Annotated in this window: 27 protein-coding genes; 3 read left to right on the top strand and 24 right to left on the bottom strand. The window is 40.0% G+C overall.

Features of this window, described 5'->3' with window-relative positions; genetic code table 11:
* Positions 1 to 12: 12 nt before the first annotated feature.
* From HMPREF1117_RS0101935 to HMPREF1117_RS03475, 24 genes are all read right to left on the bottom strand, one after another.
* Positions 13 to 309: a bacteriocin immunity protein gene (locus HMPREF1117_RS0101935; RefSeq protein WP_000202558.1), complete on the bottom strand. Its 297-nt coding sequence runs from the start codon at positions 307 to 309 to the stop codon at positions 13 to 15.
* A 68-nt stretch (positions 310 to 377) separates the two neighbouring features.
* Positions 378 to 1,067, bottom strand: a complete 690-nt coding sequence (locus tag HMPREF1117_RS03575) for a CPBP family intramembrane glutamic endopeptidase (RefSeq protein WP_000760546.1) — start codon at positions 1,065 to 1,067, stop codon at positions 378 to 380.
* 333 nt (positions 1,068 to 1,400) lie between these two features.
* Entirely contained in the window at positions 1,401 to 2,885 is a 1,485-nt protein-coding gene (locus tag HMPREF1117_RS03570) for an ABC transporter substrate-binding protein (protein WP_000800387.1), read from the bottom strand.
* A 105-nt stretch (positions 2,886 to 2,990) separates the two neighbouring features.
* Positions 2,991 to 3,914, bottom strand: coding sequence for a carbohydrate ABC transporter permease (locus tag HMPREF1117_RS03565; RefSeq protein ID WP_000818349.1), 924 nt, complete (start codon positions 3,912 to 3,914; stop codon positions 2,991 to 2,993).
* A 13-nt stretch (positions 3,915 to 3,927) separates the two neighbouring features.
* On the bottom strand, positions 3,928 to 4,857 hold the full coding sequence (locus HMPREF1117_RS03560) for an ABC transporter permease (RefSeq protein WP_001032148.1): 930 nt from the start codon (positions 4,855 to 4,857) through the stop codon (positions 3,928 to 3,930).
* Between the two features lie 204 nt (positions 4,858 to 5,061).
* Positions 5,062 to 6,942, bottom strand: coding sequence for a beta-N-acetylhexosaminidase (locus tag HMPREF1117_RS03555; RefSeq protein WP_000234382.1), 1,881 nt, complete (start codon positions 6,940 to 6,942; stop codon positions 5,062 to 5,064).
* Positions 6,936 to 7,805, bottom strand: a complete 870-nt coding sequence (locus tag HMPREF1117_RS03550) for an ROK family protein (protein ID WP_007556372.1) — start codon at positions 7,803 to 7,805, stop codon at positions 6,936 to 6,938. Before HMPREF1117_RS03550 ends, HMPREF1117_RS03555 begins: the two co-directional genes overlap by 7 nt.
* Before the next feature lie 83 nt (positions 7,806 to 7,888).
* Positions 7,889 to 10,534: an alpha-mannosidase gene (locus tag HMPREF1117_RS03545; protein WP_000432736.1), complete on the bottom strand. Its 2,646-nt coding sequence runs from the start codon at positions 10,532 to 10,534 to the stop codon at positions 7,889 to 7,891.
* 212 nt (positions 10,535 to 10,746) lie between these two features.
* Entirely contained in the window at positions 10,747 to 12,027 is a 1,281-nt protein-coding gene (locus tag HMPREF1117_RS03535) for a glycoside hydrolase family 125 protein (protein ID WP_000263071.1), read from the bottom strand.
* Positions 12,028 to 12,505: 478 nt separating this feature from the next.
* Positions 12,506 to 12,652, bottom strand: coding sequence for a hypothetical protein (locus tag HMPREF1117_RS11870; RefSeq protein WP_000568698.1), 147 nt, complete (start codon positions 12,650 to 12,652; stop codon positions 12,506 to 12,508).
* A gap of 54 nt (positions 12,653 to 12,706) precedes the next feature.
* Entirely contained in the window at positions 12,707 to 13,099 is a 393-nt protein-coding gene (locus HMPREF1117_RS03530; RefSeq protein ID WP_000417882.1) for a hypothetical protein, read from the bottom strand.
* Positions 13,100 to 14,104: 1,005 nt separating this feature from the next.
* Positions 14,105 to 14,614, bottom strand: coding sequence for a hypothetical protein (locus HMPREF1117_RS0101930; protein ID WP_000440226.1), 510 nt, complete (start codon positions 14,612 to 14,614; stop codon positions 14,105 to 14,107).
* Between the two features lie 70 nt (positions 14,615 to 14,684).
* The gene (locus HMPREF1117_RS03525) at positions 14,685 to 15,215 is read right to left on the bottom strand and encodes a hypothetical protein (protein ID WP_000173122.1); all 531 of its coding nucleotides are present in this window, start codon (positions 15,213 to 15,215) and stop codon (positions 14,685 to 14,687) included.
* Positions 15,216 to 15,233: 18 nt separating this feature from the next.
* Complete coding sequence (locus HMPREF1117_RS12095) at positions 15,234 to 15,359, bottom strand: hypothetical protein (RefSeq protein WP_007556406.1); 126 nt, start codon at positions 15,357 to 15,359, stop codon at positions 15,234 to 15,236.
* 438 nt (positions 15,360 to 15,797) lie between these two features.
* A complete protein-coding gene (locus tag HMPREF1117_RS03520) occupies positions 15,798 to 17,237 on the bottom strand; it encodes a DNA primase family protein (protein ID WP_029693125.1) in 1,440 nt (479 codons plus the stop codon).
* Between the two features lie 79 nt (positions 17,238 to 17,316).
* Complete coding sequence (locus HMPREF1117_RS03515; protein WP_000158194.1) at positions 17,317 to 18,177, bottom strand: primase alpha helix C-terminal domain-containing protein; 861 nt, start codon at positions 18,175 to 18,177, stop codon at positions 17,317 to 17,319.
* Between the two features lie 140 nt (positions 18,178 to 18,317).
* Complete coding sequence (locus HMPREF1117_RS03510) at positions 18,318 to 18,593, bottom strand: hypothetical protein (RefSeq protein ID WP_000492148.1); 276 nt, start codon at positions 18,591 to 18,593, stop codon at positions 18,318 to 18,320.
* Positions 18,586 to 18,927 carry a hypothetical protein gene (locus HMPREF1117_RS03505; protein ID WP_000058836.1) on the bottom strand — a complete coding sequence of 114 codons (342 nt, stop codon included), beginning with the start codon at positions 18,925 to 18,927 and terminating at the stop codon, positions 18,586 to 18,588. The genes HMPREF1117_RS03510 and HMPREF1117_RS03505 overlap by 8 nt, the downstream gene beginning before the upstream one ends.
* A complete protein-coding gene (locus tag HMPREF1117_RS03500) occupies positions 18,908 to 19,201 on the bottom strand; it encodes a hypothetical protein (RefSeq protein ID WP_000122741.1) in 294 nt (97 codons plus the stop codon). Before HMPREF1117_RS03500 ends, HMPREF1117_RS03505 begins: the two co-directional genes overlap by 20 nt.
* On the bottom strand, positions 19,198 to 19,413 hold the full coding sequence (locus tag HMPREF1117_RS03495) for a hypothetical protein (RefSeq protein WP_001003770.1): 216 nt from the start codon (positions 19,411 to 19,413) through the stop codon (positions 19,198 to 19,200). Before HMPREF1117_RS03495 ends, HMPREF1117_RS03500 begins: the two co-directional genes overlap by 4 nt.
* Position 19,414: 1 nt before the next feature.
* Positions 19,415 to 19,615: a hypothetical protein gene (locus tag HMPREF1117_RS03490; protein WP_000171244.1), complete on the bottom strand. Its 201-nt coding sequence runs from the start codon at positions 19,613 to 19,615 to the stop codon at positions 19,415 to 19,417.
* The gene (locus tag HMPREF1117_RS03485; RefSeq protein WP_000208536.1) at positions 19,612 to 19,902 is read right to left on the bottom strand and encodes a hypothetical protein; all 291 of its coding nucleotides are present in this window, start codon (positions 19,900 to 19,902) and stop codon (positions 19,612 to 19,614) included. The genes HMPREF1117_RS03490 and HMPREF1117_RS03485 overlap by 4 nt, the downstream gene beginning before the upstream one ends.
* Positions 19,903 to 20,340: 438 nt before the next feature.
* The gene (locus HMPREF1117_RS03480; RefSeq protein WP_000424657.1) at positions 20,341 to 20,967 is read right to left on the bottom strand and encodes a Rha family transcriptional regulator; all 627 of its coding nucleotides are present in this window, start codon (positions 20,965 to 20,967) and stop codon (positions 20,341 to 20,343) included.
* Positions 20,967 to 21,209, bottom strand: coding sequence for a helix-turn-helix domain-containing protein (locus tag HMPREF1117_RS03475; RefSeq protein ID WP_000417955.1), 243 nt, complete (start codon positions 21,207 to 21,209; stop codon positions 20,967 to 20,969). Before HMPREF1117_RS03475 ends, HMPREF1117_RS03480 begins: the two co-directional genes overlap by 1 nt.
* A 183-nt stretch (positions 21,210 to 21,392) precedes the next feature.
* Here HMPREF1117_RS03475 and HMPREF1117_RS11465 point away from each other — a divergent pair, with 183 nt between their 5' ends.
* The 3 genes from HMPREF1117_RS11465 (at position 21,393) to HMPREF1117_RS03460 (ending at position 24,714) form a co-directional block, all read left to right on the top strand.
* Complete coding sequence (locus tag HMPREF1117_RS11465) at positions 21,393 to 22,007, top strand: helix-turn-helix domain-containing protein (protein ID WP_001257363.1); 615 nt, start codon at positions 21,393 to 21,395, stop codon at positions 22,005 to 22,007.
* 342 nt (positions 22,008 to 22,349) lie between these two features.
* Positions 22,350 to 23,363: a virulence RhuM family protein gene (locus HMPREF1117_RS03465; protein ID WP_001004339.1), complete on the top strand. Its 1,014-nt coding sequence runs from the start codon at positions 22,350 to 22,352 to the stop codon at positions 23,361 to 23,363.
* Positions 23,364 to 23,547: 184 nt separating this feature from the next.
* On the top strand, positions 23,548 to 24,714 hold the full coding sequence (locus HMPREF1117_RS03460; protein ID WP_000704660.1) for a site-specific integrase: 1,167 nt from the start codon (positions 23,548 to 23,550) through the stop codon (positions 24,712 to 24,714).
* The last annotated feature ends 168 nt before the right edge of the window (positions 24,715 to 24,882 follow it).

Genomic DNA, 24,882 nt, shown 5'->3' with positions numbered 1-24,882 from the left:
CCCTGCACTTCATCAGTAACCATACCGAATCGCAGATAGTTCTCTCAACTTTTTGATCTGCTCGGCTTGACTTTCTAACAAAATCAGCTTATTGTCAATCAACACACGTGAGATATCAATATTCATTTGACTCAATATAAACGGAGTAGAGGTCCCATCGTCCTCTAATCGTCTTTTATAACTCACTAACCGATCTTTCAAGGGATTCAGTTGAGGCGTATCCTTTATATCTTCCAATAGATGATCTATGATCGTCATGGCTTCACAACGTCTTTCGCTTCCTCCAGCAAACCATTTTAATGATGTCATTCTTATTTTCCTCCTGAAGCTCACTTATAAATTTGATAAACTATCATTCCTAACTCTCGATCCAGTATTTAACCAAACACCCTATGTAAAAAAGTCAGCAGAAATGGTAACCAAGCTATAGTATTATTAATGGCATGTAGTATATAAGAAAGATACATACTCTTGCTATAACGGGTCAACCCTCCAAATATACATCCAACGGTGGTATAGACAACAATATCTGTTATACTAGGAAAAGTAGAAAAATGAGGAAGAGCAAACAAAATGGAAGGAAGTATCAGGTCAAGTCCTAATCTCGAATTCTTAAAGAAGGCATGTTGAAGCAGCCCTCTACACACCAATTCTTCCATCAGAGGTCCTAGTACTATCAAGGTTAGGTAAACACCGAACTCTGCAAAATTGGTTTCACTATAGGCAATAAACAAATTCCAACTTTCGTTTGTCCCCTGAACATGTTTAGCTGTCAGATAGTTAAAGCATATAAGCACGACAGCTGCTAAAGCCGTCGGAACAGAATAGCTCAACCACTTTTTCCTAGGGATGCGAAAGAGATAACCATGGTCTGTCTTAACCAGAATCCAAATCATGACTCCGCTAAATAGCAGACTTAAGATATTTCGCACCCAGAAAAAATTTCCTACCTGAGAAGAAAATTGGCAATATTTTTGAACGATAAGGGTCAGCTGAGAAAGTCCAAATACGAAAAATAAGTAAGACAAGACTGCGCTTATTTTTAATAGAAGTTGATACTTCTTCATATGAACTCTCCTTTGTAAACTCGGAACCTCTCTAATATAAACCATATTTTCCTAAATCCTTACTCCAAATCCTAAATGGTGCTTGAGATTTCCTGAATGGTTATAATAAGGGAAATGAAGAAACCGGAATATCTATGTCTTTATACTCAATAAAAATCAAAGTGCAAATTAGGAAGCTAGCCGCAGGCTGCTCAAAACACTGTTTTGAGGTTGCAGATGGAAGCTGACGTGGTTCGAAGAGTATTATTTCAAAAAATCACTGCCTCCCCCAGATAAGTCTGAGGAAAACAGTGACTACAATTTTTAGGATCGAATACATGAAATCAATTTATCTTATGATTTTTTATTTTTCAAGAATTCATCGTATTGTTTTTGCATTTCGTTTAATACTTTTTCGTAAGCACCTTCAGATTTCAATTTTTCCATCAATTCTGGAATAGCTTTATCTGGGTCTACAGTACCAGTGTTGATAGCTGTATCAAATTGTTGCATTGTGTTAGAGATTGCAGAGATTTCAGATTTCACACTGTCAGTGTTAAAGATGAATCCAAGTGCTGGAGACTCTTTAGCTTCTGCCAATTGTTTCTTAGAATCTTCAATTTGTTGGTCTGTAACGTTTTCGTTGATATAAAGAATCCAGTTGTTACCAGTGTTCCATCCACCCATGTGAGTGTTTCCTTTGTATCCATCAAGGACACGAACACGGTTTTCTTTACCTTCAATTTTTTCCCAGTTCTTTCCTTCTGGACCGTAAACAAGACCGTTCAAGAGTTCTGGGTTAGTGTTCAAGAGGTTCAACACTTCCATTGATTTTTCTTTGTTCTTAGAGTTGTTTGAGATTACAAAGTTGGCAACTGAAGTTGTTTGGTTTTTCTTGATGAAGTTAGTGATTGGTTTGATTTGGATATCTTTATTAGCAACACGTGAAAGTAAGCTGTTACCGTAGTCAGCTGGTCCTACTGTTTCTTCACGAACGAACCAAGTATCTTGTTGGAGGTCAAATGAAGTATCGCTTGTTGCTACGTCTTTTGGAATGTAACCAGCTTCATAGAATTTATGAAGAGTCTTCAAGTGTTCTTTGAAACGAGGTACTTCATAACGGTTTACAACTTTGGTAGTATCACCTTCAAGGTCGATAACGAATGGAAGACCATTTGCTACTGGGTAGTCGAAGTTATCAGATGGGATAAAGTTCTTAGTAACCGCAAATGGCACTACATCTGGAGCTTTTTCTTTGATTTGTTTCAAGACTGGTTCAAGTGTTTCGTATGAAGTCACCCCTGAAATATCAATACCATATTTGGCAAGAAGTGTACCGTTGAAGGCAAAGTTTTGTGATGATGCCACATTTGCTGCAACTGGAACTGCGTAAATTTTACCATTTACAGTATTCCCTTTGATATAAGCTGGATCAAGTGCTTTGTATAGATCTGCTCCTTCTTTCTTGTACAATTCTGTCAAGTCAGCGTAAGCACCTTTTTGTGCATTTACAACGTAATTATCTGCAAAGGCGATATCATAGTTTTCACCAGATGATGTAATAACTGACATTTTCTTGCCGTAGTCACCCCATCCAAGGTATTTGATCTCCAATTTTGCACCAACTTTTTCTTCGATGATTTTGTTTGCGTTTGTTAGCAATTCATCCAAGTTGTCTGGTTTGTCACCGATTTGATACATCTTGATAACAGGTTTATCACCTGAAGCTGAATCAGCAGCTTTCTTATTGTTACCTGAAAGATTTCCACAAGCAGCAAGACCAGCAGCCAAAGCGACTACACTAGCAGATGCAAAAGCATATTTTTTCCAGTTTTTCATGACAAAAACTCCTTTTTTATTTTTAAACTTATAAACAATGTAATACTTTCAAACTTCAATTAAGCAGAAGTTTGGAAATGAGAAAGGGTTATTTCTCAACACGAATTATTCTTTCACACCACCGATAGTCAAACCTTTTACAAAGTAGCGTTGGAAGAATGGATACAAGATTGCAATTGGAAGGGTTGCAACTACAACCATGGCCATACGACCTGTTTCTTTTGGAAGAGCAACTCCCAGTTGACCAGATAGTCCGACTGCTTTTGCAATGTAGTCCATATTTTGTTGGATTTGCATGAGTAAATACTGCAATGGATACAAGTTGTCACTCTTGATGTAAAGAAGGGCGTTGAACCAGTCGTTCCAGAAACCAAGTGCTGTTAAAAGTGTGATTGTCGCAATACCTGGTAGTGACAATGGCAAACAGATTTGGAAGAAAATCCGGGCTTCACTGGCACCATCGATACGAGCGGATTCGAGAATGGCTTCTGGAATGGTCTTCTTGAAGAAGGAACGCATCAAGATAATGTTAAATGGTGAGAGAAGCATTGGAACAATCAAGGCCCAAACTGTATCACCAAGTTGAAGTAAACGAGTTACCACGATATAACCTGGTACCAAACCAGCGTTGAACAACATACTAAGAAGGGCGAAAATCGTAAAGAATCTGCGATACTTAAAGGTTGTCCGTGAAATGGCGTAGGCATAGGTTGTTGTGATAAAAACGTTTGTGATAGTCCCCACCACTGTTACAAAGACTGAGATGAAGAGGGCTTGTAGGATTTTATCCTTAAACTGTGCCAAGAACTCAAAACCGTCTAATCCAAATTGAGATGGGAAGAAACTATATCCATTTTGGAGGATACTTTTTTCATCTGTCACAGAAATAACAATGACAAATATGAAAGGCAAAATACAAGAGAGGGCAATCAAACCAGAAATGGTGCTAAAGAAGATATCCGCTTTCTTACTGAAGGAGTGAATGCCGACATTATCAATTTTTTCTTTTTTAATTTTCTTTTCTGCCATATTCTCCTCCTTTCTAGAACAAAGCTGAGTTTGGATCAACTCGTCTTGCAAGTAAGTTTGATAGGATAACCAGAATCAAGCCAACAACTGATTGGTAGAGACCTGCCGCTGAAGCCATCCCGATATCCGCTGTCTGAGTCAAACCGTTATAAACATATACGTCCAAGACGTTGGTTACGTTATAAAGCTGACCAGCATTGTGGGGAATTTGGTAGAAAAGACCGAAGTCAGCGCGGAAGATATTTCCTACTGCAAGGATGGTCAATACAGTTACGAGTGGCGCCAACTGAGGAATGGTTACATTGCGAATCCGTTGCCATTTGCTGGCTCCGTCCACTGTTGCTGCTTCATAGTAAGTTGGATCAATTCCCATAATCGTCGCATAGTACATGACACTGCTATATCCGAAACCTTTCCAAATACCTAGGAAAAGTAGAAGATATGGCCATATTCCCAAGTCAGCATAAAAGTTGATTTCCTTCAGACCGATAGATTCTAGGAAATGGTTGAAAACCCCTTTATCAATGTTTAGGAAGGCATCTGTAAAGAAACTGATGATAACCCATGATAAGAAGTAAGGGAACAACATAGACGTTTGGAAAATCTTAACCATTCTCTTGGAGCGTAACTCACTGAGGATGATGGCAATCCCTACAGATACAATCAATCCCACAAAGATGAAGCCAAGATTGTAAAGAACAGTATTTCGAGTAATGATAAAGGCATCTTTTGAACTAAATAAAAATCTAAAATTATCTAGTCCAACCCATTTACTATTCATGATACTATCGATGAATCCATTACTGGTCATGTGATAGTCTTTAAAGGCAACCACATTCCCAAATACTGGGATGTAAAAGAATAGAATCAACCAGAGTGCTCCTGGAAAAACCATTAAGAGAAAGATCCAGTTATCTCTCAAGGTTTTTGAGAACTTATTCATAATTTCCTCCCTTTTTATTTTGATATCCATCTAAAAATTTCTTTTTAGAGTTTTGATAACGATTACATTAACAGTATACTCCTATTTAAAACTTTGTTTAACCTACTAATTATAGAAAAAACTCCACAAATTATTTTATGTGGAGAACTTTTGAAATTGTGTTGTTTCACGAGAAACACCCTACTTGAACAGAGTGTCATTTTCTTATGTTGTATAGATAGTTGAAGCTGTCGCAATGGTATGCCACTGGTTGGCAGTTGTCGCTGTGAAATCCTTATCTCCGTAGAAATCATTGAATGGAAGGAGGTCTACTTCTAGTTCTTCGATATGAGAGATAGAACCTGCTAGATAGTTTTCAATGCGACTTTCTGCTCGCTTGATGCGTTGTAAGAGTCCACCCATACGGATGTCAACTGTATCCAAGCCAAAGACCTTGTTTTCTTTCAGCCATTGGTGGCTAAAGAGGGCATGGAAGTGTTCGATTTGGCTTCTGAGTGCTGGTAATTCTTGTCTTGCGATTTCTTGTAGATTTTCTTTATCATCCTCTTGGTAAGCCTCACGAATGCGTCGTCCCACATCTACTTTGCTACTTAAAATGCAATTCAACTGGGCCTGAGTTTCAAAGAGGTAGGCGTAGATGCCTGCTTTTTCTTTAATGTCAGTAAGCGTCTCAGCTGCTTGAGCGAAGTGTGGCTTGTCCTGTTCAGGTGTCATGTGCTGATCAAGGATTGGACAAAGAACATCCTGATAAAAGACATAGCGATTGGGATTGATGCCACTAAGATTGCCTGGTAGATCTGGTAGAAGGTTAGCTAGGTCAATCTGCATAAAATCTTCAACCGAAAGACCTGTATTGGTCTTGAAGTGAGCAGACAAACGGTCTAGGTCATTGCGATAGCTGAGTTCTGCCCAGATCTGCAAGCTTGGTAGGATAGAGAATTGGGCTGTTTCCCCACCATTGTCTCCCCAACCCGTTACGATAACTTCTTTAATCTGATTGGCACGGCAGGCTTTGTTGGCCTCAATAGCGATGAGACGGCTGAAATGGTTGTTGGGTGTGAAACCAATCCACTTCCAAGCACCACCTGCGAAGGCAAGATCCTGGCTAATCTTGTGATGATTTCGGAAATTACGGTTGTATTTTTCCTCGCTATCCTGATAATAATCCCAGTAAACCAAGGTTACACGATCTTTAAGACGGTCTAGGTAGACGCGAGTTTCCTCTGGAATTTCTACATCGCGGTCATACTGACCATCCTCTGACATGAGTTTGAAGAACATATCACTCCACATCTGACAGTGGAAACCATACTTGTCAGCAATATCCAGCACGCGCTCCAAGTGTTGGCACATGAGGAGACTACGATCCACAACACCGTTCAGAATCAAGTAGCGTCCCAAACCAACCAAGTGGGCTTCATCCATCCCAATATTGACCTTGCGAGTCTTCAGTTTAGATAGAGTAGCAAACATCCCATCGATCAGGTTATAAACCTTTTCTTCGCCAATAAGGAGAATATCCTCCACATCACGAAGCTCTTGCACTTCCTTGACACCCCATTTGACGAAAGCTGACAAGTGAGCCAAGGTCTGGATGCAAGGCACAAAGGTCATGTCAAATTGCTGGGCATAGGCTTCGATTTCCTGCAATTCCTCTGCTGAATAGGCCCCACGGAAATAGCCAAAATAAGGTTGCCCTTCAATCTGATAGGTGTCTTCCATGTAGAGCTCAAAGGTTGAGTAGCCCATGAGGGCCAAAATCTCAATCATCTGCTTGGCAGAAGCCACATTTAGCACCGCATTTCTCGAACAGTCTGCCATATAGGCTAAATCTTCATAAGTTGCCTGCTCCTCAATCTCTACCTTATCACTTTCTTCTAGAGCTGTTGCCAACAAGGACAAGGCACGATAGAGTTGGTGAGGTTTGCAGTAAGTTAGATTATAGCATCCGCCTTGACCTGTAATTGAGATAGAGGCTTGGTCAGACTGAGTGACAGCCACTTCCACATCTGGTAAAGAAATATGCTTTGTCAGCAAGTCGATTGCCTGAGTTTGTTTGGGACTAAGTCCTGTAAATATTACCACTGATTTTCCTCCTGTAACCAGTTGACAAGGGCACCGTAGAGATTAGCATCTGCATGATAGGTGCAGGCTTGGATAACGGGTGCAACCGTGTATTCTTCGTAGGTATCGACAAATTCATCGACAGCCTTTTTTACACCTTGGATAAAATCTGGATTTTGACTGATAGAGCCACCCAGACTAATGACATCTGGATCGATGAGATACTGGATATTGAGCAAGCCTTGCGCCAGATTACGGTTCATGCGCTCAATGGCTTCTTGGCAAAGAGCATTCCCAGCTGCAGCCTCTTGGTAAATCTTGCGACCGTCCCAATCAGTCTGACCAGATTTTTCAATCACGTAGCGTACCATATTCCCAGTTGACGCTAGTTGCGACCAGTTGTTGAGCTTTTCAGCAGGGGCAAGGGTTGTCATGTAGCCAAATTCTCCACCCAGACCGTGGCGACCTCGATGAAGTCTACCATTGATAATCATGGCTCCGCCAATCCCTGTTCCAATCACGACACAGGCTGCATTTTCAAGCTCTGGATGAGCTAGTAATTCACTGAGTCCAACGCAGTTGGCATCATTTTCTAAATGGACAGGTAGCTGATAAGAGCTAAGCGCCTCATACCAAGAAAAGCCGTGTATATAAGGGACGGCACTGAAGCCATCAATCACACCTGTCTCTTGATTGACTGCACCTGGAACGCTCATAGCAATCCCGCTATAATCCTGTTCTGACAAGCGCTGGTCTAGCCAAGCTAGTAAATACTCCAAGTTTTCTGGAGTTGGGATGCCTGTCTTATCCAATATTTTCCCATCAGGAGTCAGACTCGCAAACTTAATCCCAGTCCCTCCGATATCAATCGTTGCAATGGTCATTGTTTTTCCCATAAAAAGGGGCGAATCAGCAGTTAGTTCTTACCTTTTCGCCCCTCCTTTCTTTTTATGTTTACTTTTTGAAATTAAATTTCTTCTTTTTTGATGAATTCTGTACGAATCTCTTGTGGTGCAATGAGGCCTCTATGAACTGGGTGTGGTCGTTCAAGTAGATCAAGGAAGAGATGTTGACTTTCAGGTACACGTACATTTTCACTACACATATTGTAGTAACGAAGCACATAGCCTTCTTCATTTTCAGCTACCTTAAAGGCTGTTGGACAGATTTGCGGTATGCTGAGAACAGAATGGCTCAAGAGGCTACCAGTCGCAGCCACGCTGCCTTCTTGTCTAGCAATCTGAAGGCTAGTAAATGGTGTCTGCAAGGCTTTAGCACGACGATAGGCTGAAAAGCGTTCTTGGGTTTGGTGGCATTCAATCGCAAATTCGACTTCAAACTCACGCAAACACTGAGCTTCTGGTGTTGGGAAGTAACCCCAGTCACCCAACTCACCTGATGCACGCAAAATAGTCACTGCAATGGTGTCGTCTCCAAGGATTTCGTATTCATTCAATCCCTTGTTGGATACAGTCACCCCTTTTTCATCGTCATACAGACTGACAAAGGCTTGTTGGTGTTGAGGATTTTCAGGATTTTCCCATGAAACTGCTGGTTTGTTTGGTCGTGTCACCACCTCATAGATGCTTTCAGAATCATTGTTTGGACGCGTGTTATGAGTCTTGACCAAGAGACGGATACGGTGGTCTTTGGCAGTGTTAGTAAAGCGAGTCTTGCAACGAATTTGTGGATTGTCAACAAAGACAGTCATCTCAGTTTCAAGAGGAATGCTTGTCAATTCTTCTGACCGTCCAGCCTCACGCTTCATAAACTCGATGATGCCTTTTTGCTCTTCTTCTAGTTTTTCATCGGCACTGACAGGCACGGTCAATTCATGTTTGAGCAAAATCTTAGCATAGCGAGCTTTGTTTTCCAAGACCTCGTAGCCCTTAAGCTCTGCATAGATTGGCTCTGTTCCTTTTGGTTGGAAATAGATATACTCGTTTCCGATGTCACCACGGTCTTCAAAGCGGATAAAATCTTCATAGGCTTCGTGAGTTGTCTTATCATAGACTGTAATGTTGTCATCCACACTCACCGTTACAAATGGCGTATCAATAACTCCGTTTTGGTAAATACCGTCGCGGTGTTCTTGCTCTCCTTCCAGCAATTGGAAGGTTGTCCAAGAAAGTGGCGCTAGGTGAACTGGGATGGTCACGCGCACTTGACGAGCAATACGAGCTTGGCGGAACTTGTCTTTTGGTAAATCATACTCAAAATTAGCCCCAAGGTCTTCGACTTTAGCCTCTACAGGACGACCATCCAAGTCCTCCACACGGTAACTTGGCAAGGTAAGAGCAGCCATCTTCTTGTAACCTTCTGTTGGGTGCAATTCCTTGAAATCACAAGTCGCCACATCAATTACTGTGCTGATAGTATCAACCTTATCATGCAAGCCTGTGTTAATGACCGTAAAGAGATAGTCACTTTGAGCCTTAGCCGTAGCGATTTTACCCTTCCACTCGTTAAGAAGATTGCTCTTAACAAAGTTCCCTACTTGATTAACCTTGGCAAAACGCGTTTCCATCTCGCGGTGAACCTCGTCCACACTACAGCCACATATACTATCATGGGGTGCATTTTGCAAGAGAACTTTCCAAGCATAAGTCAACTGATCCTTATGATTGTGTCCGCCTGTAATAACTGTCAATGGTTCAACCACTTGCTCTAGGAGGTTACTATTTTCTTGGAAGGCTTGTTTGAGATAAATACGAGATGAAGAAGTGTTGGCAAGTGTGTACCAGCCATCTGTTTCCTGACTGGTCAACTCTCCTGTAACCGTTGATAAGTGTTCAGGCAGGGCACTTTCTACAGCTTGGACATATTCATCAAAAGAACTATGAACAAAGGTTACATCTGGGAAGAGTTCATTTGCCACACGAATCGCTTCGCTCAGATTTTTTTGTACAGGTTGGTGGTCGCATCCGTTCATCATCAACCATTGGTTGGTCGAAGCATAGTCACGCACATCTGAAAGTTTTTGCTTCCAAAAAGTCAAAGCCTCATCTCCATCAACTGGAATTTCATTCCCATTACTGTACCAGTTGGCAAAGAGAATCCCGAGGACACGACTACCATCCGCACCTTGCCAGTACATTTCTGAAAACTGGGAAGTAAATTGCCCATCTTCAAGAACTTGGTTATCAAAACCAATCGGTTTCACCCCACGCCCAAAGGCTGCCACGTGAATAACTGATTTTTGAAGAATTTGAGGAGCTTGCCCCATATTCCCAAAGGTATCTGGGAAGTAACCAATCTGGGTTGATTTGCCCCATTTTGCACATTCTGCTTGACCAATCAAGGTATTGCGGACATTGGCTTCACTTGAAATCAAGTAATCATCCTGCAAGATATAAAAGGGACCAATCTTCAATTTGCCTTCGTCGATGTAGCGCTGGACTTTGTCGCGATTTTCAGGGCGAATCTCCAAGTAGTCATCAAGGACAATAGTTTGACCATCCAAGTGGAAGCTCTTGAACTCAGGGTCATTTTCAAAGAGATCAAAGAGATTGTCAAACAATTCCACCAACTGCATACGGTGGCTTTCAAAAGGCAAGTACCACTCACGATCCCAGTGACTATGTGAGATAATATGTACGACAACATTTTCCATGAAGTAAAACCTCATTCTAAATTTAAATTTTTATTGTTAACGTTTTAAATGTAAATTTGTGATTCTTTCCAAGAATCAATTGAGCGAAAGCGAGCTCCTTATACTCAATGAAAATCCGAGAGCAAACTAGGAAGCTAGCCGCAGGTTGCTCAAAGCACAGCTTTGAGGTTGCAGATAAAGCTGACGTGGTTTGAAGAGATTTTCGAAGAGTATTAGCGGATATCCAAGTAATCCAAGACCAATTCACAGAACATCATGTTAGCCCAAGAGAACCATTCACGAGAATAAAGAGTTGGGTCATCCACATGGAAGCTTTCGTGCATGACTCCTGTCCCCCCATCACAAGCAACCAGCTGATCCAGCAAGAATTTCTTCTCTGCCTTATCTGTCGTTGTCAATCCTTGGATAGAAAGGGCGATAGGCCAGATATAGCGATAGAAGGTATGAGAACTTCCGAGACCGCTAGCGTATTCTCCTTGGTAGAAGTATGGATTTTCAGGGCTCAGAATGGTACGACGAGTTGCTTGATAAACTTCATCATCGACCGAACAGTAACCCAGATAAGGTGCAGCCAGCAGACTTGGTACGTTTGGATCATCCATGATGCTAGCATTTCCCAAACCGTCTACTTCAAAGGCATAAATCTTTTCGCCCTTGCTATTTCTAGTGTAGGCATAGTTTTCGATTCCTTCTTGGATTTCAGCCTGAAGACGTTTGGCATCTGCAATAATGCTTTCGCTATCAGCTAGGTCATGTTCAGCAAAAATTTCTTGGACATAACCCAAGACTACTACAGCAAACATATTTGACGGAATCAAATAGCTATACTGGCAGCAATCATCACTTGGGCGAAAGGCTGACCAAGTCATACCTGTCACTGCAAAATCTGGACCAAATCCATCATTTACCAAGGTATCTTCCTTACGATCTGTATCTCGAACAAAACGATAAGGTGAATTGTTGTGATCTTGTTCTACCCTCCAAAGATGGAGAATTTCCTTAGTCGCTGCGACAAAAGTTTCATCAAACTGACCAGTCTCACCAGTCTCTTTCCAGAGGAGATAAGCCAGCTGTAAAGGATAGCAAAGCGAGTCCACCTCGTACTTGCGTTCCCAAATCCAACCATTCAAATCTGTATGGTCTGTTTCGTGGTGGCCCTTCCAGTTTTCCTCAATATTAAAGGAGTTAGCATAAGGATCCTTGAGCACCAAGGTCATTTGACGCTTGACCAAACCAACTATTGTCTGGCACAAGAGAGGATCTCTTTTAGCCACATGAAGGTAGGGTCTGAGTTGGGCTGTCGAATCCCGAAGCCACATAGCAGGAATATCCCCAGTCAAAACAAAAGTTGAACCATCTTCTAGGATTTCAACCGTATTGTCCAAGGTGTCAGTGTAGCAACGCTCAAAAACATCCACCCACTCGGGATGGTCCTTAGCCCGCTCTGCCACTTCATCTAGCCATTCTCTAACAATTTCTTTAGAATATACCATACTATATTTTCCATCTTTCAAACAAGTTTCGTTTTCAGTATATAGGTTTTGAATCAGAAAATACATACACAAATGTTAGTCATTTTTCTACATAATAAAAGAATTATTATTTTAGGTTTCCTTAGGGCTTCCTGACCCTTATATCACGCGCTTTTTAACAAAAAATACTAACATTACTATTTACTACTTACTCCCCCAAAGTACGCAAAAAGGGGAGCAAAAAAGCCCCACAAAAGGGCTAAGATTTAACGAGTTCAGCAGGCAAGAAACTAGCACGGTCAAACGTGCTTTTTTTATTGCTGGTTGCTGATAGGTATATTATACCATGAAGCGCGTGGTTTATAAGATTATGACCTCACAAAAGCCCCCTGATTCGTTTCTGAGGGCTTCTAGTTTATCCATGGTGTTTTAGTTGTCCAGTACGAAACAAAGCAAAATAGGAGGCGAATATGAAGCCTCAGCCTACATTTTCCAACATTTACGATTCTAATTCTTGTAGTAAGGTTAAATCTAAATCATCAAGGTCAAAATCTATGTTTAAATCTATGTCTATATCCATGTTTAAATCTATCTCCATATCCTCTAATTGGATATTCTCCAAATCAATCAAAAAATCTTCAATCATGTCATTCCCCCCTCACTTAAATCTCAACATTTCTCAACAAAACACCACAAACGCCTACTTATATGCTTCTAGCTCTCCGTTCTGGTGGATTCTCGCAAAGTTTAAGACGGCTATCTGTTTGTATCTGTGGTAGCTAGTGGAGCTAGTACCTGCCATTTCTACACATTCGCTTACTGTTTTCTTTCTCATGTAGCAATAATGGATAATAAAGTATTTTCTGGCTCGCTTGTTCTCTATCTTATTGATGTCGTGGGCGAATATCTCCAACCCCTCACGGATTGCTTTTTCATGCTCACCGCTCAAATTCCACTGATCAGGTAAGACAAGTTCCCAAGCCTCTTCATCTATTGTAACTTGGTTTTCACTCCCTGCCATCCTCTGGAATCTCAGAAAGTAAGTCATCCGCTCTCTTACGTTCATCATCGTTTTAAACTTATCCAGCTCCATTAGTTCGCTCCTTCATGATATAATATTATTGAGATTATAGCTGAGGCGGAGCGCCTTGGCTTTTTTTGCTATTTCTCTATATTCGCTCTAGCTTCAAATTCTTTCCCGTGAGAAAAAATGTACAATGACGGTGTGAAGCTCATAGAAGCGCGTGGGGAGGGAGATAGCCCCCATATCTCCTTATGGTTTGATAAGCAATTAAGGGATGTTTTTATCTCTCTTATTTCCTTGTCATTCTGCAAGCAATTAAGGCAAGTTATTTCTTTGCTTATCTGCTTATCATTTGGTAAGCAACAAATCCAAAATAACAGACTTTTAAACCGCTCTTATCTCCTTGTCATTTGGTAGGAAAATAAGGGGAGTTATTTAGTTCTTATTTCCCTATCATTTTGTAAGGAGAAAACCCAAATTAAGGAAGCTAATAAGTCTCCTTATCTCCTTACAGTTTTTCAGGGAGCAAAATCAAAATAAGCGATGTTATTTCCTGTCTTATTTCCTTACCGTTTGACAAGGAGAAAAACGAAAATAAGGGGCTTTTAAATTCGTCTTAACTCCCTATCGTTTTGTAAGCAATTAAGAAGGCTTATTGTCGTCCTTATCTGCTTGTCATTCTGCAAGGAGTAAATCCGAAATAAGAGGGCTAAAAACTTCGCTTATCTGCTTGTCATTTCTCAGGGAGTTAAGGGGGGTTATTATTGCTATTAATTGCTTGATAAATGATAGGGGGGATATATCCACTTTTCTCGGCGTTCGCTCGGAGTTCAACACACATAACCCTGCCATTTGTCAGGCATATTTACTGCCACTACCTAACCAAAACCTAAGTATTTCCTGTTTCCTTTTCCTAAACGAATAATTTTTTATCAAAACACGCGCTCCATTTATCGCACCCTTTTTTTGGAACGCTCTACTTACTTAAATCCTTGATATATCTAGCTTTTTTTAACATTTAAACCGTCTAATATGTAGTATTTGTTTGTTTTGTAAATTGCACACTACTACAAATTATCTCAGGGATCCCAAACCATTCAGCCAAAATCTATCCCCTTTTTCAATATACTTCAAAAACTTCTTATAGTGCTTATGATACCTGTCACGTTTCATATACCTTGGTCTTTCAGGGAAACCATCAAACATATATCCACCACGTCTAGGACTCCACCCTGGTTCTACCTTTCTGGCTTCTTTTAGTGCAAGCTCCCAGTAGTATTGGCAATCCGTTTTACTGCGGTTCAGGGTACTCTTGTGGATATCTAGACAAGTACCGCAACTAAAATATAAATACCGTTTATAAAGCAACCTGCACCGTCTACCACAATCAGGGCAAAGAAAGAAATATCGATTACCTCCCTTAGTACCTGCTATTCTGTCTAATTCAAATGATTCTCCACCAAAATCAATCATTAAACTATCCAAATCAATCTCTAAATATTGACCGTCCAACTCGGCTATACCCTTAGTTATTCCTCTCAGCTTCATTGATTTAGTGATTGTTTCTATTGCTAACCGCTCCATTATTTCCCCCTATATGGAAAAACCCAAAACTATTGACTTGTTAACAAAAAGGGGATTGCTCCCCTGTGTTCTACTTCAAATGCTCTGTATAACCAGCAAGGCCTTTATATTCGCCCTCTACGTCCAACTTTTGGAGTAGGCTAATACTTTCATCGCACAGCATTTCCAACGTACCAAAAGCGGTCATAGAGTCCATAGGGATAGGCTTATTAGAAAGCAAGCGATCAGCATAGTCTAATAGTTCCAGCTCGTAGTCTGTTACTTTCTCCAGTAAACTTTCAAAGTCCTCTGACTCTTTGAGTTGAAGCACGCGCTCCCGTTTGTAACGTTCCTCAAATGCTTCATCGGCCACTGGTTGGTTGTAGTAGTCTTTAAAACTGTCACAAATACGCTTGAAAGTCTTGTTTAGTTTGCTATCCTCCACATACTCAGCTACAAGCGTGCCTTTATCCTTGTGAGTTATTGAAATAGATGGCACTTCATAAGTCCCAGTCATATATCCCAGTAGCGCGTGACCTGCTACCATAGCAGTATCTAGGTCTTTAAATTCGTAAGTGAAAGTAAATGTTTTTGCTTTATCTGAAAATGTTTTTAATGTCATGTTGTTTCTCCTGTTCTGTTATTTGTATAGAACCATCACACTGGTTAGTGTATCCATATCCTCACTATTCCCCACTGTTGCCTCTGTATATTTCACGTCAATAACTTCAACGCCTGCCATAAAACCATTAACCTGGCTTTCCAAATCCTAAAGGGCTTTCTTGTATTTCTGATGAAATAGTTTAATTTTCATGTTGTTTTTCCTCTTTCTGTTCTTAAGGGTGTCACTAGTAGTTACACCATTGCAAGGGGGTCGGTACTATCTACCCCATTTTGTTACCTTCTTTAGTGATTTTGTTACCTTCTAGGTAACATAGTTCAGCCTTACTCCCCCAAAGGTTTAGACCCTTTTGTTACCATGTTACCTTCTTTTGAAGTCATAGCCCTTATATATAAAAATACTATTTTTCCCTATATAGAGAGTTAAAAACAAGGTAACAAGGTAACATTTTCCCAAAAAAGTCAGTAGTATCAAGGGTTTAACAACGTTACCTTCTTTCTAAACAAGGTAACAAGAAGGTAACATTTTTGGGTAAAAACCTAGATATACCAAGGGTTTAGGGCATAAAAAGAAGGTAACATTTTAGTCTTTAACGACAGCGTGATTAGTTTTGGATAGTTTGGTTCTTTCAAACTCTAGCGGATCTAGTTTGTCATAATCTTCAACTTTGACCCTCGCTCTTTTAAGTTTGTAATGATTGGGTGTTAACTGTTGTAAGTGTCTTATCGTTTCTTTTCCTGCCCCGTAAACATTGGGCTTGGGTATTCCCATATCTTCAGCATAATGTTTCAGCGACCTAGTTAGTATAAAAACAGGTACTACGTCCAGCTCATGCCAACCTTTTTCCATGTATTCATGCTTAACCCATGAAAGTAAGTAGTCATTATCCTCCTGGTATTCTTCTAGGAGTCCTTTAACTGCTTTAGGTTCGATAAAGTGAGTAAATGGCTCTTGATTGATAGCTTTGTAGAGGGCATATTCTAATACTTCATCATTGGCCAAAAATTCATTTTTTATCCAAGGTTTTTCCTTCTCCCCGTTAAAGTCAGCATTAAAAGGGACGATCATAATTCTACGATACCAGCCTTTTGTCTTGTTGCCCCCATTGGGGATATAATTCCCTGAAAAGATATTGAATAACTTGAATGTGGCTTCAAAGGCTGGGCGACCTTTGGGGTTGACTAGCACGGTGTCCCCACTAGTGATACTCATTAAATCCGACGGATTTTTTAAGTATTCGTTAGGTGCTTCATCCCCGATATTACAAACCTTACCTACCAAGGTCTCCAAGTTATGCTTTTCTCCGAACTGTGCAGGCTTTAAGGCTGATATATTGCTTTCCCCTATCAGGTTGATAAGGAAGCGCTGAAATGTTCCCTTACCGTTGTTACCGTCCCCGTAGAAGATGGCAAACTTATTTCGGGTATGGTTAGGGTTAATAGCTTCAAGGATAATCTGCCAAAACAGTGTTACCAGTTCACTATCATTACAAGCGATTGAGTTTAGCCAATCATCAAAAGTTTTGCCCTCTCTATCTATTGGGACTCGTTTAGGCGCGTGGTAGGCCGTGCTTATCTTACTTGTAATTACATACTTAGGACTAAAGGGGAGTAGTTCCTTAGTTTCTAAGTTGATAATGCCGTTCTGTACGGGAATAAGGTTAGCACTTTCTAAAGGTTTTCGTATCTTTGCCAATGTTCTAACCATTAACTTAATCTGTGGCCACTCTCTGGGTTTAATTCTAACGTCAAAGGTCTTACACAAAAGATTGAATAGATCATTACTAGCGGTGTAGATACCCTCGTCTAAATCATAGATATAGAGCAGGCTATAATCAGGTATATTGCTCTTGCTGATAAAAGTAAATGTGACAATCTCGCTCAGTATTTTGGCAACGGTGAATGTTTGGGGCATGGCAACCTTTTCGGTAACGTCCCCTGTGTTCTCATTTACCTTAGTTTCGGTATGTTCTGCCCGCCATTCTTCTCCAGCTTTAAAGATACGATTTTCAAGCTCTTTCATCGTCCTAGGGGGTTGTTCTTGCTCTCTGACCTCCAAGATTTCACTTTTTAGGTTTGCTAATTCTTCTAGTTCTATGGTTCTAACCTCTCTTTCTATATTCAGTCCGTGCTATACTGCTAAAAGTGCGGTCTAGCTCTTCAATAGGCAATGGTTCAACTGTCACGCTATTAGCTATCTTTGTCAGCTCGTAGGCGGTCTCTAGGTCACAATCAACCCACTTATTAAAGAGTAAACCTACAAAGCGTGTCAGTGCCACGTTTCGCCCTCCCTCGTCTCCAAAGCCATTAAAAAGTGTGTCAATGATCCTCATAGTCATTGACCTCTGGCCACTTGCTCTAGGCTTGTAAAGCTCAGTAGTTCTTTGCTTCGCTCTTGGTTCAACCTTGGGGACTGGATAATCTAGGCCATGCTCCACAACCTTTTGATAACTTGCTGGGTCGCCTGTTGTTACTGGTAGCCCTTGGAGTTGTGACCAGGTTAGACTTGCCATGTCAAAGGGTAGCCCAATCTTGTCAGCAATCTCTTTCACTACCTGCTTATAGGTTGCCTCGTTCATCACGTTGTCAGGCTTCACTACAAGGCGAAAACGGGGCTTTTCTAAGCTATGCTTAATAGTTGGGTATAAGATATAGGAGTAGCCAAATAAAGCGCTAGAAACGGCCTTTATAAATCCCTCAGACGTCCCCTGTATATCGTCATAATCAAGGAAAATCAAATCCCGATAGATTAGACTGGAGTTGTTTCGCTTGTAACTGCCATGCTTTTCTGGTGTCACTTTGCCACTGATACAGTAAGGCGCTTGTGTACGTTTAAATTCTTCAATGTTTGCCCCTTCAGGGACTACCAAAGGCTTAAAGCGTTCAATGTACTGGAACGGCTCAATTTTATCAAATGGATAGACAAGATTACTCTGAAAGCCTTTAGCCTCATAAATTGTCATACTATCGCCCCTTTTTGCGTTTCTTTTTTAACTTCTTCAGTAGCTTTTGTTCTTGGAACTGTTCCAAAGATCTGCCACGGTGCTTATACAATTTAATGTCATGATAATGGCCTCCGCCCTGTGCTGGGTGTGTGTTATATCTACCCATTTTCTACCCCCAGAAACTTCCAGATGTCAGTTATTTTATAGTAAACCTTTCTTGTATCTTCAAGCGGTGGATGGTATCGTCTTAGCCCTGCTTTTTCCCATTTTTGGAGTGTCATATATTTTATATCTAACTCGTCCATGACTTCCTGGGCTGATATTAAGCCTGTCAGTCGTGGTTTGAGTCTATCACGCGCTTCATGGTATCTTTCCACTACCTCCAGAATGCCATGCACTAGGTCTTGCTCACTTTCTCGGCTTAGGCTAAACATATCCGCCCACCTCCTTCAAGGTTTCTTTGTAGCTTTCTAGGTCGCTGTTCATCAACACCGCTAGGCGCTTTTCTTCTTCTCGTATCTGATTGTAAAAGGTTTTTGCACCGTCCAGTAGCTCCTCTTTGTTAGCTGGGATAAAATATCCTCTAAATGTCCCATGGCGAACCCCAACAATAGGAACGCTATGGCGCGTGATTAGACGACTGATAATATCTTGCACGGTTCTTTCTGCTAGTTTGGTGAGTAGGCTGATTTCTGCCCCTGTTATGGAGTTCTCAGCACCTACCTTGATTAGTCTTAATACTCGTTTGTCATTCTCTGATAGACTCATTCAGTTCCTCCTCTTCTTTGCTTTTATTCAAAAAGGTTATTTGTCCGCTCGTTACCCCTCGCAAAATATCTTTTTGAGTTTCTATGATTGTATCAAGGGTTTTCAAAATAGCTGTCTTAGTCTCTAAATCCAACGTTTGTTTTGTCAACAAGCCCATAGTTACAGCTAACTTTGTTGCATTGTCCATACACGTAGCTAGAAAAATATCTTTAGTAAAATAAGGTTCGTCTGGTATTTTTTCAATATCAGGGTATATCTTCACTGTGTAACTCATTTCATCCCTCCGTAAACTCTTACCCCTGCAAGCTGGATATATCGCCCATAATCAGGGTTTAAATCCTCGCTAGGTGTTTCTATCGCCTGTGTGCTTTCTCGCTCCATTTGGGCGCTTTTTTGGCGGTCTCGGTGGTTTAGATAAAGCAGTAAGCCAATCAATACCACCATAAAGATTACCGCTTGTGTGTTGGTCAAATCTAACTCATTCATGTTATGCCCTCGCTTGATAATTCTTAATATATTCTACTTGATCGCTTCGCTCCATATTCAACCAGTCGTCCACCTCTTCGGTGCTTACCTTTCTATCTACAAAATCAGCAATAAACTGGAAGAGGTTCGGATTTCTATCCTTGATTTCAGCCATTTGTTTATCAAATTCTGCTTGTGTCATGTTGTCTAGGTCTAGTGTCATTGCATTGCCTCCAGCTCTTTAGCGTCGTCATTGTTCAAAAGCAAAAAGGCTATTTCATTTAGACGATCGTATAGCTTTTCATTCTGGGCGTATGCTGTATCAGTGTATTTTTTAGCAAGCCATAAGAACGTGGTTGTATCATTCTGTAGTGCAAACTCAAGCCCTTCAAGAGCTAGGTTATTCATTTCTAAAACATTCATGATGTCGGTTAATTCGTTCCCTAATTCTGCTAGCTTCTTAGCCGATAATAGAACTTGTTGGCTTGATATTGCTTTTTTTGTTGTCATGTTTTTTACCTTTTTTCTATCTTTTTATACTTGCCACGATGGCTTTTTAATGCTTTTTACTATACTGGATATCCTCACACTCAAAGTTGGGCGATGGCGAGTGTGGGGGTTTTGAATGGTTGTTTCTTATACAGTTTTTCTTGTAATGAAGTTCCTCACGCTCAGAAGTTTGCCGACCGAGAGCGTGGGGCTTTTTGAGTTGTTTCTTATAACGCTAATCCTCACGCTCAGAGTCGCCAAATTGAAAGCGTGAGAAAGTACCAGTTTTAAGAGTTGGCGCTCTCCGTATGGTCAAATTGCCCTAAATATGCTATAATCTAGGTATAAATCTTTACTAAAACCTCTTTGATAATAGCTTGCCTGCTTTGTTAAATTCGTTTTAGTGTTAGTGTGAAAGGCTCTGCGGTGTGGTTATTGCTAAGCCTTTTTTTGTTGCTCTCACGCGCTTCTTTGGCGTGTTTTTTTATTTCTGAATACCATAGCCTTGATTTCTTGGTAACTCATATTCAAGCCAATCATGGCTATTACCATGTCCTCAAATGCCTGGTATTGCTCCAGCTCCTCACTGGTCAAGCTATCAATCCCATTGTAGCCCCCACGTTCCGCCATTAACTGCTTAGCGTTCCTGTCGGTTACGGCCTTTAGTAGCAGGTTGTTCATGGTGCTATGCGGGTACTTTGGGGCTTGTTCCCAATTCTCAATGCTGTCATGCAGTGTTTTTCTTTTTGGCTTTTCTAAAGCACGTTGTAGCTTGAATTTTGCTAGTTCGTCACGCATTTCAAAGAATGCTTTGACTAGGTTCTTCTTAAACTCTTTTACGGGTTCTGTATTCCGTAAGTAAGTGATCAGCAATGTTGCTTGTTGTTCATTTAAAATATAGTCCCGTACATTTTGCCCACTTTCTGAAGGTGAAATTTTAAATTGCACCTTTCCAAAGCTTTCGAAGTCCTCTCGGTGTTTATTCAGCAAAATCTTCAAATGTCTGTGCTTGATTTCTGCACATTCTGCCACAATACTGCTCAGTGTATACGGCTCTTTTTTACCGTCCATGTAGACTAGTTCCATTAGTTAGCTCCTTTTCGTTCTCTTCCGGGAACATTTTTTGTAAAAAAAATTCCTAATTCATTAACACTATATCCCAAAATATTGCCAAACTCAGCAAGTTCATCAGCTCCAAAAGGGACAACTCCATTTTCCCTCTTTGCGTAAGGAGCTCGTGATTTCCATCCCATTTTTTCAGCGACTACATCTTGAGTATACCCTTTGGCAATACGTTCTGCTTTAATGCGTCTCAAATCTAATTCCATAAATTTCCACCTTTCTTTTTTTAAATACGTTCCCGAAAAGGAACAAGATAAGTATAATATTTTCGTTCTCGTTTGTCAACAATAAAATTCAATATCTAGACAATAAAATATTTTTATAGTTATCCTTGTGCTTCTTTGGGAACGGTGTTATAATAAAATTAAAATAAAGAGGAGGGTTATAAAATGCGTTCTAATAGTGAAATTGTAGATATTATTATCTCTGAAAAAGACAAGAAAGGCCTTTCTCTTAGCGAATTGGCTAGGAGGACTGGAATAGCAAAATCTGCTATGTCCAGATATTTAAATAAAACAAGACAGTTTCCTCTCAATAAAGCTCAAGACTTTGCTGACGTTTTAGAAATATCTGTAGAATATCTTTTGGGATATAGTGAAGAACCTTTTGATGAAGAATATTACATTAATAAATCAAACGAAGCTCTCGAAGAACTTTCTGTACAATTAACTGGATATAACGAGCAATACAATTCTATTAAGGATTTACTATATGATAAATTACAAGACTTAAATAATATTCTCAATGAAGAAAAAATACATAGGAAAGAAGCTATAACTACGCTACTTTCAATAAAAAAACTTGTGGATAATTTTAATGGTGTAGTTGAACTTATTACATCTACAAAAGATAATTATCTATCATCCAAAATATTTAAAATGATGATGGAAGATTCTAGAGATCTTAATAAATACTTAAAAGTTGTAAACGAAGAAATGGAAAAACTAGTGGAAGAACTAAATAAATTAGAAGCTGAAAATAAAAAATTAAAAACTGAAAATTAATCCCCCACATTAACCAATTGCACCTCTTCTCCCACTCTCTATTTTGCAAAAACAGGGGAAATTGAAGAATAGAAAGCCGATTTTACAAACTAAAGCGCAAAAAACCTCAATTCTTATATGTATCGAAACCATAGCAAACCATAGCACTACTATTTTTCTTTAGGGAGTCCGAAAAGTCCGATTATGCCCCAAAGCATACCCACGCGCCACAATGTTCAACAATCCTGAAGCGCGTGGATTCTCGTGGTTCGCTCGTGCTTCAAGCCTATATAAGCCCCATATCTACTAATTTTGTTGATGTCAACAAATGTCAACCACTTACAATATTTTAGAAAGGATCTCATGAACGAATTACAATTCTTAATCTATACCGCTGATAACGATAGCGAGACAGCTAGTGTCATCATCAAAGGCGAAACTATCTGGGCTAGTCAGAAAGAAATGGCTAGACTTTTCGATGTCGGTGTTCCTGCAATTAGTAAACACCTAAAAAATATCTTTGAAGAGGGCGAATTAGAAGAAAAGGTGGTTGTTTCCAAAATGGAAATAACCACAAAACACGGTGCAATTGCTGATAAAACCCAAACTAAGGATGTCAGCTACTACAACCTTGACGCCATCATTTCAGTTGGTTACCGTGTCAATTCCCAAAAAGCTACGAGATTTAGACAGTGGGCTACTTCAGTACTTCGTGAGTACATGATAAAAGGGTTCGCCATGGATGACAACCGTCTGAAACAAGGCGAAAACTTGCTGGAAAAAGACTATTTCCGTGAGCTGTTGGAGCGCGTGCGCTCTATCCGGGCTAGTGAACGCCGTATATGGTTACAGATTACAGATATTTTTGCCGAAATCTCTATCGACTATGATCCACAAAGTACGTTGACTAAGCAATTCTATGCTGATGTACAGAATAAGTTTCATTATGCAATCACTGGCCAAACTGCTGCGGAAATTATCTACACGAAAGCAGACCATACAAAAGACAACATGGGGCTTACAACATGGAAAAACTCCCCTAACGGTCGCATACTGCAAGCAGATACCCAAATAGCAAAGAATTACCTTTCAGAAACAGAAATCCGTTCCCTTGAAAGAGGAATATCTAGCTATTTTGATTACCTGGAAAGACAGATAGAACAGCGAAAAGCTCAGACAATGCAACAACTAGCCCAAAGCATTGACCGCTTTTTGACTTTCCAAGAATACGATATTTTAGAAGGTCATGGGAAAATCACTTCCAAGGTTGCGAAAGATAAAGCAAAAGCAGAATACCAACTATTCAACAAAACTCAAAAGATAAACTCGGACTTTGAAAAAACTTTAAAACAGCTAACTGACGATAAAAAACTTTAAATACAGGCCTGTTTACTATAAACAAGCCCATATTAGCCCCATATCCGCCTTGTTTTTTATTCTGGTATTATTTACCGTCTGACTCTTTAAAATCGAATACAGGGCAAACTATGAAGCCCTAGCATGATATAAAACCTTTTTGATAATGGCTTGCCTGCTGATGTATTTTAGAAAGGTTTAAATCATGAAAATAACTGAAGTTATAAAAAAAGACGGTAGCAAAGTTTACCGTGCTAATGTATATTTAGGAGTTGACCAGGTAACAGGAAAGAAAGTCAAAACCAAAGTAACAGGTCGGACACAAAAGGAAGTTAAGCAGAAAGCCAATCAAGAAAAAATAGCTTTTCAAAAAGCAGGATCTACCAGACAAAAGGCTATTACCATAAAAAACTATCAAGAATTGGCAACTCTCTGGTGGGAAAGCTATAAGAATACAGTTAAGCCAAACACTCAAGGAAACGTTAGAGCGCTAATAGATAATCACATATTGCCTACTTTCGGGGAGTATAAGCTCGATAAGCTCACTACTCCACTTATTCAGTCAATTATCAATAAACTTGCTGATAAGGCTAATAGGGGGGAAGAGGGCGCTTTTCTACACTATGATATGATACACGCTTTAAACAAACGTATCTTACAGTATGGCGTAACCATGCAAGCAATACCGTCCAATCCTGCGCGTGATGTGGTTTTACCTCGTAACACTCAGAAAGCAAAGCGACAAAAGCTAAAGCACTTTGATAATCAAGAGTTAAAAAAGTTTCTTGTTTATCTCGATAATTTAGATAGTTGTAAATATCGTTATTACTATGACGCAACGCTCTATAAGTTCCTACTGGCTACTGGTTGCCGTATCAATGAAGCTCTAGCGCTTAGCTGGTCTGATATTGACTTAGACGGTGCCGTTGTACACATCACCAAAACACTAAATCGGGATTTAGAAATCAATAGCCCAAAATCTAAGGCTAGTTATCGGGATATAGATATAGATCAAGCGACTGTTAGCATGCTGAAACAATACAAGCTACGCCAAACTAAAGAAGCTTGGAAGATAGGGCAACGTGAAAGTGTCGTATTTTCTGACTTCATTCATGAATATACTAGCATTGTAAAACTTAAAAAAAGATTACTAACACATTTTAAGCGTGCTGACGTTCCTAACATTGGCTTTCACGGATTCCGGCACACTCACGCTAGTCTCTTGCTTAACTCTGGAATACCATACAAAGAACTCCAACACCGTCTAGGTCACTCTCAAATCAGCATGACCATGGACACATATAGCCACCTCTCAAAAGAGAACGCAAAAAAAGCAGTATCATTCTACGAAACTGCACTAAAAGCACTATAAGGGGAGCAAAAAGGGGAGCAAATTCAAAAATTAACAATTCAAGACAAAGCAAAAAGCCAATAGCAACAGGGTTTTTGTTAGATTTATTTTAAAAAAGGTTCATTTTTCTACAAACTAGTTATCTTTTAAACTCCTTTTATAAAGGCTTTATTTTTCTGCTATAATGAT

This window comes from Streptococcus sp. SK643, from assembly GCF_000259505.1.
Lineage (GTDB): Bacteria > Bacillota > Bacilli > Lactobacillales > Streptococcaceae > Streptococcus.
Note: the sequence above shows the minus strand (reverse complement) of the source record. Positions and strands in the feature narration are given on the sequence as shown.

What these genes read in the sequence shown, in the direction of transcription:
- HMPREF1117_RS0101935 (WP_000202558.1), bottom strand. Translation starts at nt 309, where the DNA reads ATGACATCATTAAAATGGTTTGCTGGAGGAAGCGAAAGACGTTGTGAA.
- HMPREF1117_RS03575 (WP_000760546.1), bottom strand. Translation starts at nt 1,067, where the DNA reads ATGAAGAAGTATCAACTTCTATTAAAAATAAGCGCAGTCTTGTCTTAC.
- HMPREF1117_RS03570 (WP_000800387.1), bottom strand. Translation starts at nt 2,885, where the DNA reads ATGAAAAACTGGAAAAAATATGCTTTTGCATCTGCTAGTGTAGTCGCT.
- HMPREF1117_RS03565 (WP_000818349.1), bottom strand. Translation starts at nt 3,914, where the DNA reads ATGGCAGAAAAGAAAATTAAAAAAGAAAAAATTGATAATGTCGGCATT.
- HMPREF1117_RS03560 (WP_001032148.1), bottom strand. Translation starts at nt 4,857, where the DNA reads ATGAATAAGTTCTCAAAAACCTTGAGAGATAACTGGATCTTTCTCTTA.
- HMPREF1117_RS03550 (WP_007556372.1), bottom strand. Translation starts at nt 7,805, where the DNA reads ATGACCATTGCAACGATTGATATCGGAGGGACTGGGATTAAGTTTGCG.
- HMPREF1117_RS03545 (WP_000432736.1), bottom strand. Translation starts at nt 10,534, where the DNA reads ATGGAAAATGTTGTCGTACATATTATCTCACATAGTCACTGGGATCGT.
- HMPREF1117_RS03535 (WP_000263071.1), bottom strand. Translation starts at nt 12,027, where the DNA reads ATGGTATATTCTAAAGAAATTGTTAGAGAATGGCTAGATGAAGTGGCA.
- HMPREF1117_RS11870 (WP_000568698.1), bottom strand. Translation starts at nt 12,652, where the DNA reads ATGATTGAAGATTTTTTGATTGATTTGGAGAATATCCAATTAGAGGAT.
- HMPREF1117_RS03530 (WP_000417882.1), bottom strand. Translation starts at nt 13,099, where the DNA reads ATGGAGCTGGATAAGTTTAAAACGATGATGAACGTAAGAGAGCGGATG.
- HMPREF1117_RS0101930 (WP_000440226.1), bottom strand. Translation starts at nt 14,614, where the DNA reads ATGGAGCGGTTAGCAATAGAAACAATCACTAAATCAATGAAGCTGAGA.
- HMPREF1117_RS03525 (WP_000173122.1), bottom strand. Translation starts at nt 15,215, where the DNA reads ATGACATTAAAAACATTTTCAGATAAAGCAAAAACATTTACTTTCACT.
- HMPREF1117_RS03520 (WP_029693125.1), bottom strand. Translation starts at nt 17,237, where the DNA reads ATGAAAGAGCTTGAAAATCGTATCTTTAAAGCTGGAGAAGAATGGCGG.
- HMPREF1117_RS03515 (WP_000158194.1), bottom strand. Translation starts at nt 18,177, where the DNA reads ATGACAATTTATGAGGCTAAAGGCTTTCAGAGTAATCTTGTCTATCCA.
- HMPREF1117_RS03510 (WP_000492148.1), bottom strand. Translation starts at nt 18,593, where the DNA reads ATGTTTAGCCTAAGCCGAGAAAGTGAGCAAGACCTAGTGCATGGCATT.
- HMPREF1117_RS03505 (WP_000058836.1), bottom strand. Translation starts at nt 18,927, where the DNA reads ATGAGTCTATCAGAGAATGACAAACGAGTATTAAGACTAATCAAGGTA.
- HMPREF1117_RS03500 (WP_000122741.1), bottom strand. Translation starts at nt 19,201, where the DNA reads ATGAGTTACACAGTGAAGATATACCCTGATATTGAAAAAATACCAGAC.
- HMPREF1117_RS03495 (WP_001003770.1), bottom strand. Translation starts at nt 19,413, where the DNA reads ATGAATGAGTTAGATTTGACCAACACACAAGCGGTAATCTTTATGGTG.
- HMPREF1117_RS03490 (WP_000171244.1), bottom strand. Translation starts at nt 19,615, where the DNA reads ATGACACTAGACCTAGACAACATGACACAAGCAGAATTTGATAAACAA.
- HMPREF1117_RS03485 (WP_000208536.1), bottom strand. Translation starts at nt 19,902, where the DNA reads ATGACAACAAAAAAAGCAATATCAAGCCAACAAGTTCTATTATCGGCT.
- HMPREF1117_RS03480 (WP_000424657.1), bottom strand. Translation starts at nt 20,967, where the DNA reads ATGGAACTAGTCTACATGGACGGTAAAAAAGAGCCGTATACACTGAGC.
- HMPREF1117_RS03475 (WP_000417955.1), bottom strand. Translation starts at nt 21,209, where the DNA reads ATGGAATTAGATTTGAGACGCATTAAAGCAGAACGTATTGCCAAAGGG.
- HMPREF1117_RS11465 (WP_001257363.1), top strand. Translation starts at nt 21,393, where the DNA reads ATGCGTTCTAATAGTGAAATTGTAGATATTATTATCTCTGAAAAAGAC.
- HMPREF1117_RS03465 (WP_001004339.1), top strand. Translation starts at nt 22,350, where the DNA reads ATGAACGAATTACAATTCTTAATCTATACCGCTGATAACGATAGCGAG.
- HMPREF1117_RS03460 (WP_000704660.1), top strand. Translation starts at nt 23,548, where the DNA reads ATGAAAATAACTGAAGTTATAAAAAAAGACGGTAGCAAAGTTTACCGT.